17 protein-coding genes are annotated in these 18,449 nt (G+C 44.8%); 10 read left to right on the top strand and 7 right to left on the bottom strand.

The features are described 5' to 3' along the window. Nucleotides 1-143 precede the first annotated feature (143 nt). From JUF10_RS10955 to JUF10_RS10940, 4 genes are all read left to right on the top strand, one after another. A complete protein-coding gene (locus JUF10_RS10955; RefSeq protein ID WP_203642206.1) occupies nt 144-983 on the top strand; it encodes an Ig-like domain-containing protein in 840 nt (279 codons plus the stop codon). A gap of 456 nt (nt 984-1,439) precedes the next feature. Then, nucleotides 1,440-3,191 carry an ABC transporter ATP-binding protein gene (locus tag JUF10_RS10950; protein WP_203642205.1) on the top strand — a complete coding sequence of 584 codons (1,752 nt, stop codon included), beginning with the start codon at nt 1,440-1,442 and terminating at the stop codon, nt 3,189-3,191. Nucleotides 3,192-3,197: 6 nt separating this feature from the next. After that, nucleotides 3,198-4,985: an ATP-binding cassette domain-containing protein gene (locus JUF10_RS10945; protein WP_203642204.1), complete on the top strand. Its 1,788-nt coding sequence runs from the start codon at nt 3,198-3,200 to the stop codon at nt 4,983-4,985. Between the two features lie 283 nt (nt 4,986-5,268). Then, a complete protein-coding gene (locus tag JUF10_RS10940) occupies nt 5,269-5,445 on the top strand; it encodes a hypothetical protein (protein ID WP_203642203.1) in 177 nt (58 codons plus the stop codon). A 161-nt stretch (nt 5,446-5,606) separates the two neighbouring features. On the opposite strand, the gene JUF10_RS10935 is transcribed toward JUF10_RS10940, so the two are convergent. From JUF10_RS10935 to JUF10_RS10920, 4 genes are read right to left on the bottom strand one after another with little or no spacing between them, the layout of a single operon-like run. Continuing rightward, nucleotides 5,607-6,173: a hypothetical protein gene (locus tag JUF10_RS10935; RefSeq protein WP_203642202.1), complete on the bottom strand. Its 567-nt coding sequence runs from the start codon at nt 6,171-6,173 to the stop codon at nt 5,607-5,609. A gap of 8 nt (nt 6,174-6,181) precedes the next feature. After that, complete coding sequence (locus JUF10_RS10930) at nt 6,182-6,817, bottom strand: hypothetical protein (protein ID WP_203642201.1); 636 nt, start codon at nt 6,815-6,817, stop codon at nt 6,182-6,184. Beyond that, nucleotides 6,814-7,635, bottom strand: a complete 822-nt coding sequence (locus JUF10_RS10925; RefSeq protein WP_203642200.1) for a DUF6895 family protein — start codon at nt 7,633-7,635, stop codon at nt 6,814-6,816. Before JUF10_RS10925 ends, JUF10_RS10930 begins: the two co-directional genes overlap by 4 nt. A gap of 6 nt (nt 7,636-7,641) precedes the next feature. Then, nucleotides 7,642-7,788 carry a hypothetical protein gene (locus JUF10_RS10920; protein WP_203642199.1) on the bottom strand — a complete coding sequence of 49 codons (147 nt, stop codon included), beginning with the start codon at nt 7,786-7,788 and terminating at the stop codon, nt 7,642-7,644. A 225-nt stretch (nt 7,789-8,013) separates the two neighbouring features. Here JUF10_RS10920 and JUF10_RS10915 point away from each other — a divergent pair, with 225 nt between their 5' ends. The 3 genes from JUF10_RS10915 to JUF10_RS10905 are packed head-to-tail and all read left to right on the top strand — an operon-like array spanning nt 8,014 to nt 9,919. Beyond that, a complete protein-coding gene (locus JUF10_RS10915) occupies nt 8,014-8,442 on the top strand; it encodes a ribbon-helix-helix domain-containing protein (RefSeq protein WP_203642198.1) in 429 nt (142 codons plus the stop codon). Nucleotides 8,443-8,452: 10 nt separating this feature from the next. Next, nucleotides 8,453-9,706: an MFS transporter gene (locus tag JUF10_RS10910; protein ID WP_203642197.1), complete on the top strand. Its 1,254-nt coding sequence runs from the start codon at nt 8,453-8,455 to the stop codon at nt 9,704-9,706. A gap of 36 nt (nt 9,707-9,742) precedes the next feature. Then, nucleotides 9,743-9,919 (top strand): hypothetical protein, encoded by a 177-nt coding sequence (locus JUF10_RS10905; RefSeq protein WP_156166918.1) that lies wholly within the window; start codon nt 9,743-9,745, stop codon nt 9,917-9,919. A gap of 123 nt (nt 9,920-10,042) precedes the next feature. Here the strand turns inward: JUF10_RS10905 and JUF10_RS10900 are convergent, their stop codons facing one another. Together JUF10_RS10900 and JUF10_RS10895 are read right to left on the bottom strand one after the other, a co-directional pair. After that, nucleotides 10,043-11,311, bottom strand: a complete 1,269-nt coding sequence (locus JUF10_RS10900) for an MFS transporter (protein ID WP_203642196.1) — start codon at nt 11,309-11,311, stop codon at nt 10,043-10,045. Nucleotides 11,312-11,538: 227 nt separating this feature from the next. After that, nucleotides 11,539-13,188: an ABC transporter transmembrane domain-containing protein gene (locus JUF10_RS10895; protein ID WP_203642195.1), complete on the bottom strand. Its 1,650-nt coding sequence runs from the start codon at nt 13,186-13,188 to the stop codon at nt 11,539-11,541. Nucleotides 13,189-13,566: 378 nt separating this feature from the next. Here JUF10_RS10895 and JUF10_RS10890 point away from each other — a divergent pair, with 378 nt between their 5' ends. The 3 genes from JUF10_RS10890 to JUF10_RS10880 are packed head-to-tail and all read left to right on the top strand — an operon-like array spanning nt 13,567 to nt 15,786. Next, on the top strand, nt 13,567-14,331 hold the full coding sequence (locus tag JUF10_RS10890) for an ABC transporter ATP-binding protein (protein WP_203642194.1): 765 nt from the start codon (nt 13,567-13,569) through the stop codon (nt 14,329-14,331). Nucleotides 14,332-14,333: 2 nt separating this feature from the next. Continuing rightward, nucleotides 14,334-15,068 carry a multidrug ABC transporter permease gene (locus JUF10_RS10885; RefSeq protein WP_203642193.1) on the top strand — a complete coding sequence of 245 codons (735 nt, stop codon included), beginning with the start codon at nt 14,334-14,336 and terminating at the stop codon, nt 15,066-15,068. A gap of 1 nt (nt 15,069) precedes the next feature. Further along, entirely contained in the window at nt 15,070-15,786 is a 717-nt protein-coding gene (locus tag JUF10_RS10880) for an antibiotic transporter permease (RefSeq protein WP_203642192.1), read from the top strand. A 507-nt stretch (nt 15,787-16,293) separates the two neighbouring features. Here JUF10_RS10880 and JUF10_RS10875 read toward each other — a convergent pair. Beyond that, on the bottom strand, nt 16,294-18,195 hold the full coding sequence (locus JUF10_RS10875; RefSeq protein WP_203642191.1) for a heavy metal translocating P-type ATPase: 1,902 nt from the start codon (nt 18,193-18,195) through the stop codon (nt 16,294-16,296). Between the last annotated feature and the right edge of the window lie 254 nt (nt 18,196-18,449).

Raw genomic sequence — 18,449 nt, 5'->3', positions numbered from 1 at the left:
TTAAGACTAGTTTAAGGGTGCTTAAAAAACCCTAAACTCTTGTTCGATTATGTAACGATTTTGTAAAAAATCTGTTATACTACAAGTCGGTTTAAAAAATATGCCGGTGGGTAACTGCCGGTAGACTAAGGGGTCAGAATATAATGAAGAAATTTATGGTTGCTTTGACTGGGTTAGTCACGTTAGCCACTGTTGGCGCAACGGTCCCAGCTACTGCAGTTACCTCCGCAACGACGGCTCACGCGGCAACGAAGTCAACTTACGTTAGCCCAAGCTTGAAGGTCAACGCCATTTACACGACGTCAACGACGATTTCAGGGACTGCTACGAAGGGCTCTAAGATCACGGTCAAGGCCACGAAGAATGCTAAGAAGAACTTGGCAAGTGGCACGGCTTCTAAGACGACTGGAAAATACACCATCAAGTTGTCCAACAAGCTAAAGAAGGACGCTAACGTCTACGTGTACGCAACGAATGCGAAGACTAAGGCTTACTTCTACCGGATCATCCGCGTCCAAGCTGCTTCAACGAAGGCCGCAACGACCACGAAGAAGACCGCAGCTAAGACGACTACGACCAAGAAGACCACCACGAAGAAGACGACCGCAACCAAGACTGCTACCAAGAAGAGTACGGCTGCTAGCTTCTCCGTTAAGACGCCAACTGGGACTTGGGCTTCTAACACGGCCAACAAGTACTCCCAAAAGTTCGTCTTCAGTCAAAAGACTGGTTTTAACCAAACCCTTTACAAGAACGGCAAGAAGGTTAAGACTTTAGTTTCTTACGCGAAGTACAGCGTAGATGCTAAGACGCCTACTTTCTGGAAGATTACTTACACGCCTAAGGGTTCTAAGACGGCTGAAACCTTCTACATGCGCTTTACTTCCGCAAAGAAGTTCAAGATCGTTAACAGCAAGAACCAAGTGATCTCAACCAAGGCCGGCGTTGCGCCAGCTGCTAAGTGGACTTTCACTAAGGCTTAAGCTTAAAAATTTAAATAAACCGTGACGGCGACTACTGGTCGTTGGAACGGAAAATGGCTCGTGAAATCTGGATGGATTTCGCGAGCCATTTTTGTCGGATATTAAGTGGCGTGGGTACTTGTGGAATGGCCACAGGGGGTAATGTATCCCCTGAAAAAGCAGAGCTTCTGAGCAGAAATAGTTACCAATGGCTATCTAGAATGATGTTCATTATGGAAGCATAACTATCAAATAGAAACGCAGAAAGAAATTAGTGCCTTTAGAGCAGATGGCGGTACAATTTTGTCATTACTAAGGAAACTTAGAAGAAAATTTGGTGCAAGAATAATTTTGAAGAAATATTATTTGAAAATAAGTGGTGACCAGCAGATAAGGTCAGCTATGGGGAGACTTATAGAGCGTCAGTTGGCTATTACAGAAGTCCCTAGTCGAGAAGTGAATGATAGTAGGTGACGAATGATGGAAACTTTTAGAAATTGGAAAAGTGTCTTTCGATTATTTGTGATGACCATTAAGAAGTTGGTTGTCTTTGGACTTTGGCTAGGTGATATCGGGTGTAGTACGCTTTTTCTAACCCTCTTTACATTATTGCCGGCCATTATCATTCGCCTAACGACTAGCAGTCTGTCAACTTGGATAATAGCAATATTTATTGGGGGAATGGCGGCCGTTGCTTATGGATTGGCCGGTCTGGATACGCAAATTCAGAGTCATTTGGCGAAAAAAACGTTTTTATTTCGCTATCAATACCTACCTAAGTTTGCTCAAGACATCTTCCAATGGCCGCAGGAAACTTTAGATTCGGTTGAAGGAAAGACGTTGATTGATCAGGGGTATGAGGCAATCTACAATGGCGGAAATACTGGACTTGAAGCAATTCTGAATCGCACGTTTGATTTTAGCCGTAACTTGGTTCAGGGCATGGCTTTGCTGTTCATTATGGGATGGGCGAATATTGGGAGCGTCATCTGGCTTCTGGGCTTGAACGCTTTGGCGTTACTCCTGCAAAGGTGGCGCAATAACTGGTTTATTAAGCATAAACCGGAACGCAATCGGATTAATACGCAAGTTAGTAATCTTGTCCGAACATTAATGCAGCGTCAAAATGGCAAAGATATCCGTCTATTTCATTTCGATTCGGTATTTACCAAGTACTTTCAAAGATTCATTCGACAGCTTGTTGATTGGCAACGCAAGTACGTTAGAATTTCTGCCAACGTTAATGGGATTCAGGTGATGTTGAACACATTAGGAATTGTTGGCGCGCTCGGTTGGCTTATTTTTACGAAATCTAACGTTGACGTTATCATAACTTTTATGGTGGCCATTCAAGCATTCAACGGTCGACTAATAGCGCTATTTCAAGATCTAACTGAAATTGGCAGAAATCAGGTCTATGTCGCAGACTTGGAAAAATTTCTAGCTGTGGCCGATCAACAAAAGCATTCTGGGAAAAAACAGGTAGCTGCTATTGAGCGGATAACCTTTGATCGAGTTAGCTATTCAGTAAATGAGACTGAGGTGATTCATGATGTTTCCTTCTCTATTGGAAAGGGGGAGACGGTCGCAATAGTTGGTGAAAATGGCGCAGGAAAGACGACCCTAATAAAGTTGATGTGTGGCTTATATCAACCAACGCAAGGCGAAATACGAGTTAACAATCAACCATTACGTGAGCTTGACATGGCCGATTACTGGCGCCGAGTTGCGGTGGAATTTCAAGACGATATTCTCTTACACGTTACGGTTTCGGAAAATGTTTCCGGGAAACCCTTAGCGAGTACTGATAGCAAACGGGTTGTTTGGGCCTTGCGTCAAAGCGGTCTTGCGAATTTGAGCCCAGACACAATTATTGGCAATGAACTAGATCCGAAAGGAATTTCACTATCTGGTGGGCAACAGCAATCTTTGCTTTTTGCTCGCGTACTTTATCGAAAAGCGGAAATCGTTATTTTCGATGAACCAACGGCTGCGCTGGATCCTTTGGCAGAGCAAAACTTTTACGATAAGTTTATGGCAACATTTAACAACCAGTTGAATGTCTTAATTTCGCATCGTTTGGGGTCGACATTACGCGCCAATCAAATATTGGTCATGCAAGCGGGAAGGATTGTTCAACAGGGAAATCATCAAATGCTAGTCAAACAAAAGGGCCTGTATCAAAAATTATGGTTAGCACAAAAACAGCTGTATCAGGGGAAAGAGTGACTGGGGATGCATGTGAAGCTGAGAATCATACCAACGCTTAAACTTTTAGCCCAAGAAAATCGTTACATTGTTGGGGTTGCAGTCTGTGTTAGCTTAATTAATGGAATTTTGCCGTTTGTAATTATTTTGGGAAACTCGGAGATCCTGAATAGTTTGATGCAAGCAAGCTATCAACAAGTGTGGCAACAGTTGGGGTTAACGTATGCCATTTATATTTTAGGGCAGGTTGCAGTTAACGTTGGTCAACGCTATCTAGATGTGCAGATGGTAAATGTGGATGAGCGACTGAAATTACGCTTACGGCGGTCGTGGATGATGGTTGATTTTGAACAGTTGGAAACGGATGATTTTTTTGCTCAAATGAATCAAAGCGAGACATCATTTAGATACTCCGGTGGGTTCGCGGTGTTCATGCAACAATTAAATCAGACTATTCAGAGTGTGACGAGTTTATCCGTGGGGATTGGTGTGACGGTCACATTAATTGTTCTCGGAATTAACCAGTCGAAGTTGATGGCACTCTTATCGATCGCGAGTTTAGGCTTGATTTTATTTGGCGAATGGTTGGGGCTTATCTGGTATCGTCGGCTAACGGTGCAAAATTTAAAAATATTTCGTATTTTAATGAAGCAAGAACGGGTTTTGAATTATTTTCTGTTGGAAGTGATTAACCGCTACGAAATTATAAAGTCGATTAAGCTGAATCAGTTCACAACGGTCATTATGAAACATTACCGTGAACAGTGGGCGACGTCGCAAAAAACCAATGAAGCTTATATTGGAAACCAATTTCAATCGCGAGTCGTAACGACAGTGATGACCGGGTTACCAATTAGCGTATTAGTTGCGTTGTTAATCGTTAAAATTCGACTGAAAATCCTAAAAATTGGTAGCCTGAACAATTTATTTGGCAGCTTAGTCCAAGTTGCGGCGTCTAGTACAGCATTAGTGACGGCCTATCAAAATTTAGAGCGATTTGAGCAGCAAACGGAATTTATTCATCATCAGTTATTGAAGCCGAATGTGCTAAAGAAGAAACAAAGGGTGACAGCAGGAAGGGTCATTACATTTGAAAATGTTTCTTTTCGTTATGCCAGTGGGAAACTAGCTCTGAACCACGTGAATCTTGTGTTGCCAATCCAAGGAACGACCGCCATTATTGGGGAAAACGGAAGTGGCAAGACAACTTTAGTCAAGCTATTGTTGGGTTTATATCACCCAACCAGTGGTAGGGTGACGCTAGACGGTGTGGATATCCAAGCGCTCAATCGAGAAGATTACCTTAAATTGTTTAGTCCTGTATTTCAAGATTATGCAGTCTTTGATTTTAGTTTAAAAGAGAATATGATTGCTAATCACGTAGAAGATCCAGCAATGCTTGATACATTATTACGGCGATGGCAATTACGACCGTGGATTCAAAAGCTTCCCAAGCAACTGGAGACGATTGTCGGAAGTTATAGTAGCGAGAACTTCCAGCCAAGTGGGGGGCAGAAGCAGCAAATAGCGTTGGTTCGGGGAGGATATCAAGCTGGAAAACTAGCATTATTGGATGAACCAACAGCGAGTCTTGATCCGTTGAAGGAGTTAACCACATTTCAGAATATCAAGCGTTTTTCGTTACAGCAGCCGACGATTTTTATCACGCATCGACTGGGAGCGGCGAAGATTGCAGATCGTGTCTTGCTCATGAAAAGTGGTCAGCTGATTGCGGATGGCACACCTGAAGAGTTGAAACAGGTGTCGCCTGAATTTAGAACCTTATGGGCAGCACAAGCTAGGATTTATCGGTAGCTGTCATGTCGTGTGAATCGTAAGTCAATGATGAGGGTACCAATGAGTCATGTGATAGATGGCCCTGACCGGTATTATGTGGCAATAAGAAATTTAAATAAACCGTGACGGCGACTACTGGTCGTTGGAACGGAAAATGGCTCGTGAAATCTGAATGGATTTCACGGGCCATTTTTGTCATGTAGAAGCTCTCTATGAAGTGGAGTAATTGCTTACGACGATAGTATCGGATATGATGTTACCGTAGTAGCAAGGAACTGCCAACAGAGTAAGGAAGATAAAAATGACTGATAAAGTAACTGCATTGCAAAGAAGCATTCGCCAAGCCACTGCCGCATTAAATGGTGATTCATCGATGGTTACCGTAGAAACAGTTAAGCTCATCAGCAGCAAGAACCAAGTGATTTCAACCAAGGCCGGTGTTGCGCCAGCTGCTAAGTTGACTTTCACTAAGGCTTAAGCTTAAAATTTAAATAAACCGTGACGGCGACTACTGGTCGTTGGAACGGGGAATGGCTCGTGAAATCTGGATGGATTTCGCGGGCCATTTTTGTCATGTAGAAGCTCTTTATGAAGTGGGGTAATTGCTTACGACGATGGCGATTTGTCGTCAACTACTATTTAATTATTTTCTAGAGTAGCTTCATTAACTAACAAGATTAGTTTTGAATAGATACTGATTGGAAACAAGAAGTCATTTAAAAATTTTTCGGAGTTTTCATCAAAATCATTTGCGATAAGCTTATTTTGAAAACCATAATATTCTTTATCGTCGCGTAGTTGTTGATGAAGAAACTCAATATTAGATTTATTGAACTCTTTAGGAGCACGAAGCATCAAAACTAGGCAGGCTAACGAAAAGTTCTCAAAGTCGTAGATCTGAGCATAATAAGCAGCTACCCCATTTGTTAGTGAAGCATCAGTTCTGTCAAATCCCCTTGAAAAGATTAATTTTTTTAGATTATCACTATTATCTTCTTTCAAGACTTCTGGTATTACCTGGGAAGTTGTTAGCCCGAGATTATAGTGATCCTCAATTTTAGAAAATGAATCGGCAAAAATAGCCGGTTGCCAATAATGTAATAAAATTACAACAGATTCAGATAGTTTCTTAGGTCTAAGGTGTTGAATAGCTTCCGTATCGTTTGCCTTTAGCGCCTCATAAAGTTCATTTTTATGTCGTCTCATCTAGAACCTCACCTTAACTGGAGTCTGTCTAAACTAATTAAGTTTGAAAGATTTAGTTTTTTCCTGTCAATAATATTTAGCCAAAAATCATTGTTTAACACCATCTGATATTTGGCTAACGCATTCCATTTTTTCTGCTTACACAGTAAAGCCATCACCTCGGATAAATTTAAAGCTGGACGTAACCCAAGTATATGTTCATACAACGCCCAAGTTAACTGGTACTCGTTAAACATTGATTTTGGGTTAACTCTGTTGATATCAAAATCATAAATTGTTAGCGGAACACGTACTTCTTTGCTTAAACTGTGTAATAGTTTAAGCTTCAAAAATGTTTCATATTGCATTTCATAATTTGACAAGGCATTATCAAATCTAATCAATGGTGTTCCTAAGTTGTACTTATTTAGAACTAGTCCTATAGCATAAATGTCAACTTGCATTTTAGGATTGGTGACCATTAATTCATTCACATTAAAATTTCGAGCGAATTTTGTAAATACTTTAAAAAAAATTGAATTTTCTCTTGTCTCATCCAATTTGAGCAAAAAAAGATCCGAATATGCTAAATCAGAAATGACGTTTATATAAGCCATCGGTGTCATTTTTTCAGATAACCGGTTTTGTAATTCATTATCTATCAAATACTTACCTCCAGACAGGAACTTAGCATATTTGAAACAAGCAAGTAATGATAATATTTTCCAAAACTAACAGATTTTAGATTATTGGAAATTAACGGCTTGTAGAACTGTGTAAACTGAACTTCATACAAGGAATCATACATCTTTAATTCCGCAGAAGTAAGAAACTTATGAAAAAAACATAAACAGAGTAATAATTCTACGGATAGATCATAATGTCCACTCTTTAATGAAAATCCCAGTGATTCAAATAATCTTTGAATGATGGCCGATTTATCGGGCATATCCACCGTTTTTCCCATGTTAGTATAGAAAAAAATATCATGAGTTACATTATATAAATTGATGTAGTCTGCGTTCAGAATTGGATAATGTCGATACACCTCTGTGTACTTCCATAACTTTTTCCGTGAATCGTTCAGATTGACACCGAATTGGTTCAAACAATAAAAATGTTGTAGACGCTCATATGGAACTAAGTAATAGCTTTGCCACAAATATTCTACCTGGTTAAGTGTAGTATCTGACAGTTTATGGTTAGTCACCCTAGATAATAGGAGAAATACGTCAACAGTAGCAGGCATCCGTCTAACAGTTTCAGCATTCACTAATTCGGCTCTCACTTTTCCCATAAAAGTATTAGCTTCTGTATCAATGTCTGTGTTTGGAAAACCAACAACTACCAATGCCAGTTCAGCTATCTTCTTTAGACTGAAAGTTATATTTTTCTGATTAATATCAAAAAAAGGCAAGTTCTCATTAATTAAAAGACTTGTCTCCTTTTGAATTTTACTATTAAGTAAAAATTTTTTATCCATAATCAACTATACTAAACTAAGCTTCGGCGCAGTTTTTTCAATAGCGACGACAGTACTTGCAACTTTAATCGTTAATACCCAACCACGCATTACGATAACACGATTGTTCTCCTCATTTGCATCTGCGTTACTCTTACGAATTGTTAATTTCATATTAAGTACCTCCTAGGGTATATGGTCATTCACAACAAAGTTAAAATAATAATCATCAAATTCTAATGGGGCGCCCCCTGAATTGATAAGTTGATTACAATTCGATTTGAAAGCTAATTCAATGTAAAAACGGCAATTTTGTAAGTATTATCAATGTAATATCACATATAGGTATATACTTAAGTCAAGACTAAGATTATAATTCGATTAAAAGAAGGTGTGCAAATGAAGGAACCTAATACTATTAAAATTTCAGCGAACCTCAGTTCAGTAGATGTTGGTTATATTGATATTCTTATTCAGAAGGGGATTTTTTCCTCAAGAACGGATTTTCTTCACTACGCTGCAAAAAAGGAAATCGACAATCACCGATCCGATCTCAAAAAAATCATTGCAGCTGATTCTCAAACCATGCTAACTGATGATCACTCTGTTAGTGGTTTTGAAGTTCTCATTGGTCGATATGATATTGACGATTCTTTCGTCAACAAATTGTGGCTAAAGCAAACTGTTGTTAATTATTATGTAATTGGCCAGCTTCATTTTAACGGCATCCAGCATGAAGACAGACTTTTTAAAATAGTTAAGTCCGTTAAAGTATTTGGTAAACTATACGCCAGTGATAGTATCTACAACCATTATGTAGGAAAGTGAGGCCCTGTGAATGTCCAATCGTACTATATCTAAATTTCAAATGACGCTGGCCACGATTAGCCTCTTCGTTGGGAATGCCACCAGTGAGTTCTTTTCTTTTGCACTTGGACTTTATATCTTAAAAACGACGGGCTCATCGCTACTATTTTCTATAATTGCATTTGTAGGTCCTGCAGCACAAACTTTACTTACACCATTGATTGGATACTTAGTTGATAGGTTTCCCCACAAAGGAGTTGCACTTTCGGCGCAGATAACAAGCGTCATTGTGATGGCTATTTTTGTTTTCAACATAAAAACGGCGTTACAACGCCCAGCATTATCCATTATTTTATTGGTAACCTTATTAAACGTCTGCGATGGATTCCAAAGTACGGCTTACAAGGCGTCATCAAATCAAATGGTCATGGCCGAGGACTTACAAAAGCTCGTTTCTTTAGAACAATTAGGAAGTACTATTACGACCTTAGCCGCACCAATTCTAGGCGGAGTTCTTTATAGTTACTTGTCATTACGAATATTTTCATTAATTGAACTAATTGGAGAGACTATTGTTTTACTGTTCATTATGGCCTTGCGGTTCCGCTACTTCGCACTTAAAACTCAACCTGAGAAGAAAAGTGATGATAGTATTTGGCAGTCATTTAAGCAGGGACTTACATACATTACAACTTCTACAATACTGCGTCCGCTTCTTCTTTTTATAGTTATAATGGATCTTGCCTTCTCATCAATTTCAATTGGACTTCCCTACATTACGGTCAAGGTCTTAAATGTATCTAATACGCAATATGGGATGATCCAAGCTGCCATTAGTTTTGGTATGATTCTTGGAAGCTTGCTTTTATCGTTATCCAATACAATTACACAAAAGCTCCCTAAAATTTCAAATATTGGATTAACATTCTGTACTTTATTAGCCGCCCTCTCCTTCATCTCTTTTAACATTTTTTCAGTAAGCATCAGCGTTGCCTTGTACATCATCATCTTGGCATTTGTTGGTCTCATACTAATCGTTATCAACATTCCTTTTGCCACATTTATTCGTAAAAATACGCCAGAAAACTTACAAGGACGCGTAAATATTACAGTCAATGCTACAGCCAATCTGTCGATTTCAGTGGGAGTACTCCTTTTTGGATTCCTTTTTGGCAAATTCCAACCAACCGTAATTTTTGCGGTGGTTACAGTAATATTGTTTACTATCAGTGTTCGATTCTATCGCGCTTTGAGTTTTAGTATTCCCAAAAATAACGTTGACTAGGTAAAAAATCTTCTCGCCGTATGAAAAGAAGGCAAAATGACTGATAAAGTAACTGCATTGCAAAGAAGCATTCGCCAAGCCACTGCCGCATTAAATGGTGATTCATCGATGGTTACCGTAGAAACAGTTAAGCTCATCAGCAGCAAGAACCAAGTGATCTCAACCAAGGCCGGCGTTGCGCCAGCTGCTAAGTGGACCTTCACTAAGGCTTAAGCATAAAAATTTAAATAAACCGTGACGGCGACTACTGGTCGTTGAAACGGAAAATGGCTCGTGAAATCTGAATGGATTTCGCGGGCTATTTTTTGTCGTGATATTAAGTGGCGTGGGTACTCACTAACTCGCCAGCTTACTATTCTGATGATGTCGTTGGCCCAGCCAAAGCACTAATGTGATGGCATCGAACGCTAATAATCCCACCCAGGATATTTCCAGTGAGAGTGTGTTGGCTAAAATGGCGAAAACGAATGACCCCAGGGGAACTGTCAGTTGGATGACCGTGTAAAAGGCACTAATAATGGATCCGATAGATTTCTTGGGCAGATCGTTTATCATTTTTCCCTGTACTTGGGGGTTAAGAATGCCGATGAGAACATTGGCAACGATAACGACCGCGAGTAAGAGACCGCGGCTTTTCAGAAGGAGGATGTTTAGTGGCATCAGCGCGTACGCAGTGTAAATCAAAAGAATACTTTTGGAAATACTAACGTGCTTGGTTATCCGGCCGGGGAGGAGTGACCCAATAATACTACCGACTGAGCCAATCATGCCGACCAAAGCAACGGTGTACCCGTAGTTACCGATCAGGAGCTGCCGTTGATGCGCGAATGATAGGTTCAACAGAACACCCTGACCGGCGTCAAACAGGTTGATCGCCATAAAGACGCCGACGTACTGCATGATTGTCGATTGGCTTTTGAGTAAACCAAAGTTAGCCTTGGTCTGCCGAAAGAAATGGGTGATGTTCGCCAGTAGGCCGGTCGTTTTCTGAATCGTCACCTGACTGCTGGCCAATGTCGAAAAATGTTGGCGGACGTGGAAGAGCAGAGCAAAGGCGACAAAGAAGGAGGCAGCATTGACGAGCGCAAATAAACTGTAATTGTAGTGAAAGGCGGTCAGCAATGCGGCACCAATGAGACCCCCGGTGAGCGAAATTGTGGCGTTGATGCCGGCTTCAAACCCTTCTGCTTCGGAGATGTCCTGTGAGGCCACGATATCTTTGATAATGGGGATTGCACCGAATGTATTGTAACTACTGATTAGGCTGACAAGCATACTAAATCCCAAAATCACAATAAAGCCGGGCCACTGCGCGCGACTAACCATTAAGCCACTGATAATCACGTATAGGCTCCCTTGAATCACCCGATTCCGCAGTTGCTGGCGATAGTGATTGTGTGTTTGATCGGCCAGATAACCCATTAAAATGTCAAATATGAGGGGTAAGCTACCAACAACGGAGGCAATACTGATTGCTAGGGTCGGATGGGGCATGTGCCGCGCGTAGATCACGAAGACAATGCTAAATAGCGAGGAGCCGATGGCACTGATGATATTGGCTAGCATGAAGATGCGGTAGTGAAAATTGCGAAGAAAGACTTCCATAGCATTTCCTCCATCTCTCAGACTTGACAGTTATTTTTAGCAGGCATTGGGCAGAATTCCTTTCAGGTAAGGGATGAATGCCAGTAATAGAAGCAAGACTAGAGTTACAGTAGACTACGCCTGAATATATATCCAAACTAAATTAATGGCAAAACAATTGGATGTATAAATGTTGGTTGGTTCAAAAGATAAAATAAATGATCGGCACAGAGTCGTTGGCAGGACGCTTAAACTAGTTTAAGCGAGGAGAGTGCCGATTGGATGCGTTCGTCGGTCAATTGACCCTCGGCAGAAATGGATCCATTTTTAACGACGATAATATTGTCGGACTGACTGAACAAGTCTTGATTGAAACGGTGTGTAATAAGTAGGAAGCCGTCGTACAGGTGGAAAATCTTGGTTTCTAGTTCTTCCGCCGTCTTAGGGTCAAGCCCTGTTGTGGGTTCATCGAACACATAAAATAGCCGTTTACGGAGTAGCATTCGGGCTAAATCAATCCGTCGCTTCTCGCCACCAGATAATTTCTTAGCAATATTTGGCATATCATCCGTGAGGCGCGGGATGAGCTTTTCTAGGGAAACATCCTTAAGTGCCTGTTCCACGGCCTGTCCGGAAATATTTTCGTCAAATAAACGGACGTTATCGAGGAGAGTTCCATTGAGAATTACTGATTCTTGCGGTAGAAAGCCAATTTCTTCAAAGTTAGGAGTGGTCAGTGGCTGATTTTTCTTATCTAAGATGCAAAATGATCCACTGGAGATAGGAATCGTGCCCAGTAGGACGTTGATCAAAGAACTCTTACCAGCACCGCTTTCACCAACGATGATGGTCTTTTGATTGAACGGAATCTGAGTGGTGATATGTGTGAGAACCTGCTTCTTTTCAATCTGCACGCTCACATCTTGATAGCTGATGAGATATGCTGAAGGCTCTGTGTTAGTGGCTCCAGGCTGGTAGTTGATAAGTTTAGAAATATTTTGGCCGACTTTTTCGCCACCAAAGAATTCAGTGAGAACGGGGGTGATTTCTCCCAGGGGAATAGTGATAAATACGACCAACTGCGACAACGAAACCAGTTGTCCCAAGGAAATCTGTTTTTTTATGACGAAGTAGGTGCCAACTACCCAAGTCCCTAAGTACATGACATTACCGAACAGGTCGCTACCAGCGGAGATAATCTGTTGAATGAGGGCTTCATTGCGGCTAGTTTGTTTGAGCGTCTTTGTTTCACCAGCCATATTTTTAATGAATTTTTGTTCGGCCTGGTTAAATTTTAGTAACCGAAAGCCGGATAGCGTGTCGTTGACGGTGGTCGTCACTTGCTGAATAGATGCCAGTACGGGCGTTCTTAGGCTTTTAAGTAAGTTACGGCCGAAGAAGGGGAGCAGTAGGGAAGGAAGACTTAGCAGCAGAATGGCAATGGTGATCTGCCATTGCATTTCTAGGGTCATCGCTACGGCTAAGATCAGGTTTAAGCTTAGGCCAGTTGCATACATAATATTACCGTAGTAATCTTCCTCGAGCATTTCCAAATCAGTGGTGAATTTTGATAAATAGAAGTCGCGTGGTCGGTTCTCAAAATCGAAAATCTCCTCTTTCAAGATAGACGAGTAGAGGTCATCACGAACCTGCTTCATGATATGGAGTCGGTACCATTTCTTAAAATAGCTAAAACCGAAGTTAATAAATGCTGTTGCAAGCAAGTAAACGATGACAACAGTGGCTAGGGTTGCAAATGACCACCCCGTCTTGCCGGTAGCAGTATCGGTGATTAATTCAAGCATCTTGGCATAGCCGACGTTGGCGAGAGAAAAGAGGAACGCTAGGACGAGGAGAATGATTGGGAGCAACTTGTTGCGGAACATGTAGTTGAACAATTACAGGCCTTCTTTGTATGTATAAAATTAAAAATAAATGAAATTATGATGTGAAAAATATAATGTTTTAAGTATACGACAATGTTTTTGATTGTGCCAGTTGTTACGGTGTGATTTTAGAGGCGTAGAAGTTAAGCTAACCAACTTTAATTACACTCAGAATTTGCGGCGATTAAGTTGTGCTTGAATCTGACGGGTTGTATTCTGCCAGTGGAACGGTCAATTTGACGGCGGTTCCATCCACTAAATTTTAAAATGAAAGTAGGAAATGCGTTATGCGTGAAGCTAGTTTTGCCAGCCATTTAACGATGGTTGTGATCTTAAAAATGAAGGGAAGAGTCAGACACAGGCGACAAATGAATCGGGGTTTATTTGATTATGGAAAATGTTTTAGAGGTCCAGCATCTTAGCAAGACCTTCGTGACGCACAAGGACAGCTTTCACGCGGTCACCGATGTTTCCTTTGGAATTCGGCCGGGCGAAATCGTCTCCTTGCTAGGCCCTAACGGCGCGGGCAAAACGACCATCGTGTCCATGGTGGGCGGCTATCTTCTGCCGACCAGTGGGACCGTTTTGATCAATGGTATCGACCGCTACAAAACGCGTGAGAAACCCAAGGTCGGCGTGGTGTTGGGCGGTGACCTGGGATTCTACGGTCGCGCGAGTGCCCAAGCCAACCTGTTGTTTTTCGCGGACCTGGCGCGGATTCCGCGGCGTGAGCAACGCCAGGAAGTTCAGCGCGTCTTACAGGTCGTGGACTTGGCAAATGTGGCGGGGAAGAAGGTCCAATTCTTCTCTAAGGGGATGCGCCAACGCTTACACATTGCGCGGGCGCTCCTGGGAAATCCAACGTTATTGTTACTGGATGAACCAACGAGTGGGTTAGATGTTGAAATCGCCAATGAACTTCACCAAACGATTCGGCAGTTGGCGGATGCCGGCGTGGCGGTGCTCCTGACCAGTCACACGATGAGCGAGATCGAAATGCTGGCTGACCGGGTGCTCCTATTCGGGGCCGGGAAAATCTTTACGACCGGAACGGTTGCCGAAATTGTTGCCCAGTCAAAGGTTCACCATATTGACCGGGCCGCCACCTTAGAGGAGTCCTATCTGGCACTGGCCCCCATGCTAAGGAGGCCCTAACCATGCGCTTTCTTCGCTTGTTTTGGTTCCATTTGAAACTCTACGCGTCCAACCAATACTTCTTCTGGTTAACGCTCTCGAGTACGGCGTCGATTTTCCTCCTGCAATACGTCATGGCCTACGCGACGCACAACTTGAGCGACCCCAACCTGTGGGTCCGCAGTGGCGTCTTTGGCCTGTGGTCCTCGGCGACCACGGCGGCCGGGGCCATCGGCTTTCAGCGGTATCAGGGGACGCTCCGTTACATTACGAACACCCGCATCGACAATCGACTTTCGCTGGCGGCGCTCCTGCTTCCGGCGGCTAGTTTTGGCTTGCTGGCCTTTCCGGTGGCTTACGGGTTAGCGGTGCTCCTGAAAACGGGGCACGCCAACCTGTCATGGCATTTGGTGCTGGTCATGGGCCTGCTGTGGGTGGCGGCCGCGCTGATGGACCAGCTGATTGCGACGTTCTTCGTGCTGACGGTCAACGCGATCGTTTACGAGGAGTTGATCACGATTCCACTCCTCCTCTTGTCGGGGCTGTTCGGGTCGTCGCCACTGGTGCGGCCGCTGCTCAATGCGGGCGAGTGGGTCATCCCGATTGCGGTGCCGGTGAACCGGTTGCTAAATGAGCAGGCCACCGTCAACTGGGTGGGCTTCCTGTGTAGTTTGGCGCTGTGGACGGGATTGACCTTAGTCTTGTCCGGCCGCATCATGCGCATCACCAAGCAAACCGGTAGTGCGGGGGTGATGTGACATGTGGCTACAATTATCGTCATTACCTTACCTGCAAAATTGGCGCACGGGCTTCGTTAATTTCATGCTGATTCCCTTTATCAACCTAGCATTGCTGGTGCTGATCGATTCGCAGTACACGAACGCCTTCAACTGGTCGGTGGCCGTTGCCGCCATCGTGATTGCGAGCGGTGGATTGGCGATGGAAAATATGACGGGGCTGTTCGTGATGGACCGTGACTTGGGCATTGACCGCGAACTATTGGTCCAGCGGCCATTCTCGTTGGCCTATTGGGGCGCGAAGGTTGCGGCCGCGGCACTTACCAGCCTACTCGCGGTCAGCGTGAACCTGTTGGTCTTGCTGGCATTCGGCGCGCCGGTGCAGTTGTTGCTGCGAGCGGTCGCGATGGTCCCGTTGATGATTCTTTCGGGCGTCGTGCTAGGCTTCTTCTGTGGCGTGGCGGCTTGGAAGAATAACAATCCTTATTTTTACCTGAATCTGATTGGGACGCTAACGACCATCGTGTCGGGCGCGCTGGTCGTCATCACCAAGTATCCCGTATGGTTGCGGCTATTCAGCCGGCTATTCCCGTTCTCCCAGACGATTGGCTTCGTCATCACCGGGCAATCCCCGTGGTATCTGGACCTGGTCATCGACGGGCTGTGGGGTATTGCGGCCGGTCTGATCTACCTGTTCCAACTGCGCGCAACGCTAAAGAATTCGGTGCATGTGTGGTAATCGGGCGACCTAGTGTGAGCCTGCGCCTTACCGGCCGCCAGATATGGGCTGGAACGGTGCGGACACAACTTGAAGCCTCGCAAGTGCCGAGTCTTCAAGCTTGGTCTTCTACTAGGCCGGCAAGAAACGCCGACCAAGTAGAACGACGCGCCTGAGCCCATATCTGGCGACCTCTCGGCTTACGTTGGTGGCCAATAGCAGTGTGAACAGGAAGCTGTAGGATAGTTGTACGCTTAGCCTGAAATTCAGAGCATGATGAGTCGCGGTTGTTGCGTAAGCGTTCAATCTGAGCCGGAGGAGGACAGGGATGTAGCCAGCCGTGGTAATGGCGTTAGTCGGGTGGTCTTCCAGTCTGAAGCGTCCCCCACAGCAGGCGGAATCCCTGGCAGCCGTAGTGCGACCACATTTCAACCGGTAAGGCGATGCAAAAAACCAAGGTCGCAATCCTTCGTGGTGAGGGGTTGCGACCTTGGTTTGTAGACAAGCTAGTTTAATTTGGAGAATAGTTTAGTTCGTCGCCAATTGTTGAGCGACTGGCTTAGGACTCTTGGCAACACTGGGATGGTAACCGATCAGACGCATGGCGTTGAAGATGACGACCAGGATAGAGGCTTCGTGGACGAACATCCCGCTGGCCATGTAGATGTAACCGTAGACCAGGCCAATCAGTAAGAAGACAACGACGCCAATGGCGATGGTGATGTTTTCCTTGGTGTTCGCGGAGGTCTTTTTCGCCAGGCCGACCGCGTGATTCAAGGCGGTAAAGCTGGATTGCATCAGGACCACGTCGGCCGTTTCGATGGCGACGTCGGTCCCACCACCCATAGCGATACCAACGCTGGCAGTGGCAAGGGAAGGACTATCGTTGATGCCGTCCCCAACGAAGGCAACTTTGCGACCCATATCTTGGAACTTCTTGACGAAGGTGACCTTGTCGGCTGGCAATAAGTCGGCGTGGACCTCATCGATGCCCAGTGATTCGGCAACGGCTTGGGCGGTGGCTTGGTTGTCACCCGTTAACATGACGAGGTGCTTGATGCCTTGACGTTTCAAAGCGGCTAAAGCGCCCGGAACTTCTGTCCGTACCGTATCTGCAACGCCCAGGATAAAGGCTAAGGCGCCTTGGTACCCAACTAGGACGGTGGATTGGCCCTCGTCTTGCATGTGGTGCAGGTCAGCGAGTTGTTCGGCGGTCAAATCGATGCCGTTATCCTTCAGTAAGGCGGCATTCCCAACGTAGAGGTCATGGCCAGCCCATTTGCCGACCATGCCGCGGCCCTTGATGGTTTCCGTTTCGATGGTGGCCGCGTCGTCTTTCATATGAGCGGCGAGATTGGTAGTGATGGCTTGAGCTAAGGGGTGATCGGAAGTCTTTTCAACTTGGGCAACACCGGCTAACAAGCTACGGTCGTCGGTGTACGCCTGCATGTCGGCAACGGTCATTTTACCCGTGGTCAAGGTCCCGGTCTTGTCAAAGACGATGGTGTCGACCTTGGCGAGACTTTCCACCACGTCGCCACCCTTGATCAGGATACCGTTCTTGGCGCCGTTACCGATCCCGGCAACGTTAGAGACGGGTGCACCAATGACCAGGGCCCCAGGGCAACCGAGGACCAGAACGGTGATGGCCAGCTTCAGGTCACGGGAGAAGACGAAGACCAGAATGGCGATAATCAAGACGGCTGGCGTGTAGTATTGGGCAAATTTATCAATAAACTTTTCGGCAGGTGACTTGGTATCTTGGGCTTCTTCGACCAGCTCGATAATCTTAGAGAAGGTCGTCTCGTCCCCAACTTGGGTGGCTTCGATCTGTAAGGACCCACTTTCAACCATGGCGCCAGAGAAGACGCCGTCGCCGTTAGCCTTGTTGACGGGCCGGGATTCACCGGTAATGGAGGCTTCGTTGACGTAACCCGTGCCATCGATGACTTTACCATCGACGGGAACTTGACCACCGGCCTTGACTAAGACCACGTTGCCTTCTTCCAGATCGTCCACGTCGACTTCTTCGGTCGTGCCGTCGTCACCGACGAGAAGGGCGGTCGTTGGGGCCATTTCGGTCAGGGATTGGATGGCCCCCCGCGTCTTGGCCAGCGTCTTTTGTTCGAGGTAAGATCCAAAGAGAAAGAGGAAAGTCACAATGGCAGATTCTTCAAATTCCCCGATGGCAAACGCCCCGATAACGGCGATGCCGACTAATAATTCAATACTGAAGACTTTGGCTTTGAGCGCGCTGATGGCCCGCAGGATGATGGGGGCAGCGGCGATGACGGAAGCGATGATCCAGGCCACGTCGGTCACATAACTGATGTGGGTGAACCAGGTGTTGAGAAAGCCGACGATGATGAGGCCGGCTGACCAGAAGGTGATTGGATTGGTGTGTGAGTAGATATAACGTTGAAATGCCATATGATGTACGTTCCTTTCTATACTGTTCTTTGGCTACGAGTTCTTGTGTCCTTGTTTATGTACCCATTATGCCTTGGACCAGCGGGAATTAACTTGATGCGAATCAAGTTGGCGAAATTAACGTTATTTTTTTGAAATTAAGTTGCAGATAAGCTGGCAACCTGGTGGGGCTTGCGCCTTACCGGCCGCCAGCTATGGGCTGAAACGGTGCGGACGCAACTTGAAGCCTCGTAAGACCCGAGTCTTCAAGATTG

The organism is Levilactobacillus andaensis (genome assembly GCF_016861695.1).
Lineage (GTDB): Bacteria > Bacillota > Bacilli > Lactobacillales > Lactobacillaceae > Levilactobacillus > Levilactobacillus andaensis.
The sequence above is the reverse complement of the archived record's forward strand: the minus strand, read 5'-3'. Positions and strand labels throughout refer to the sequence as shown.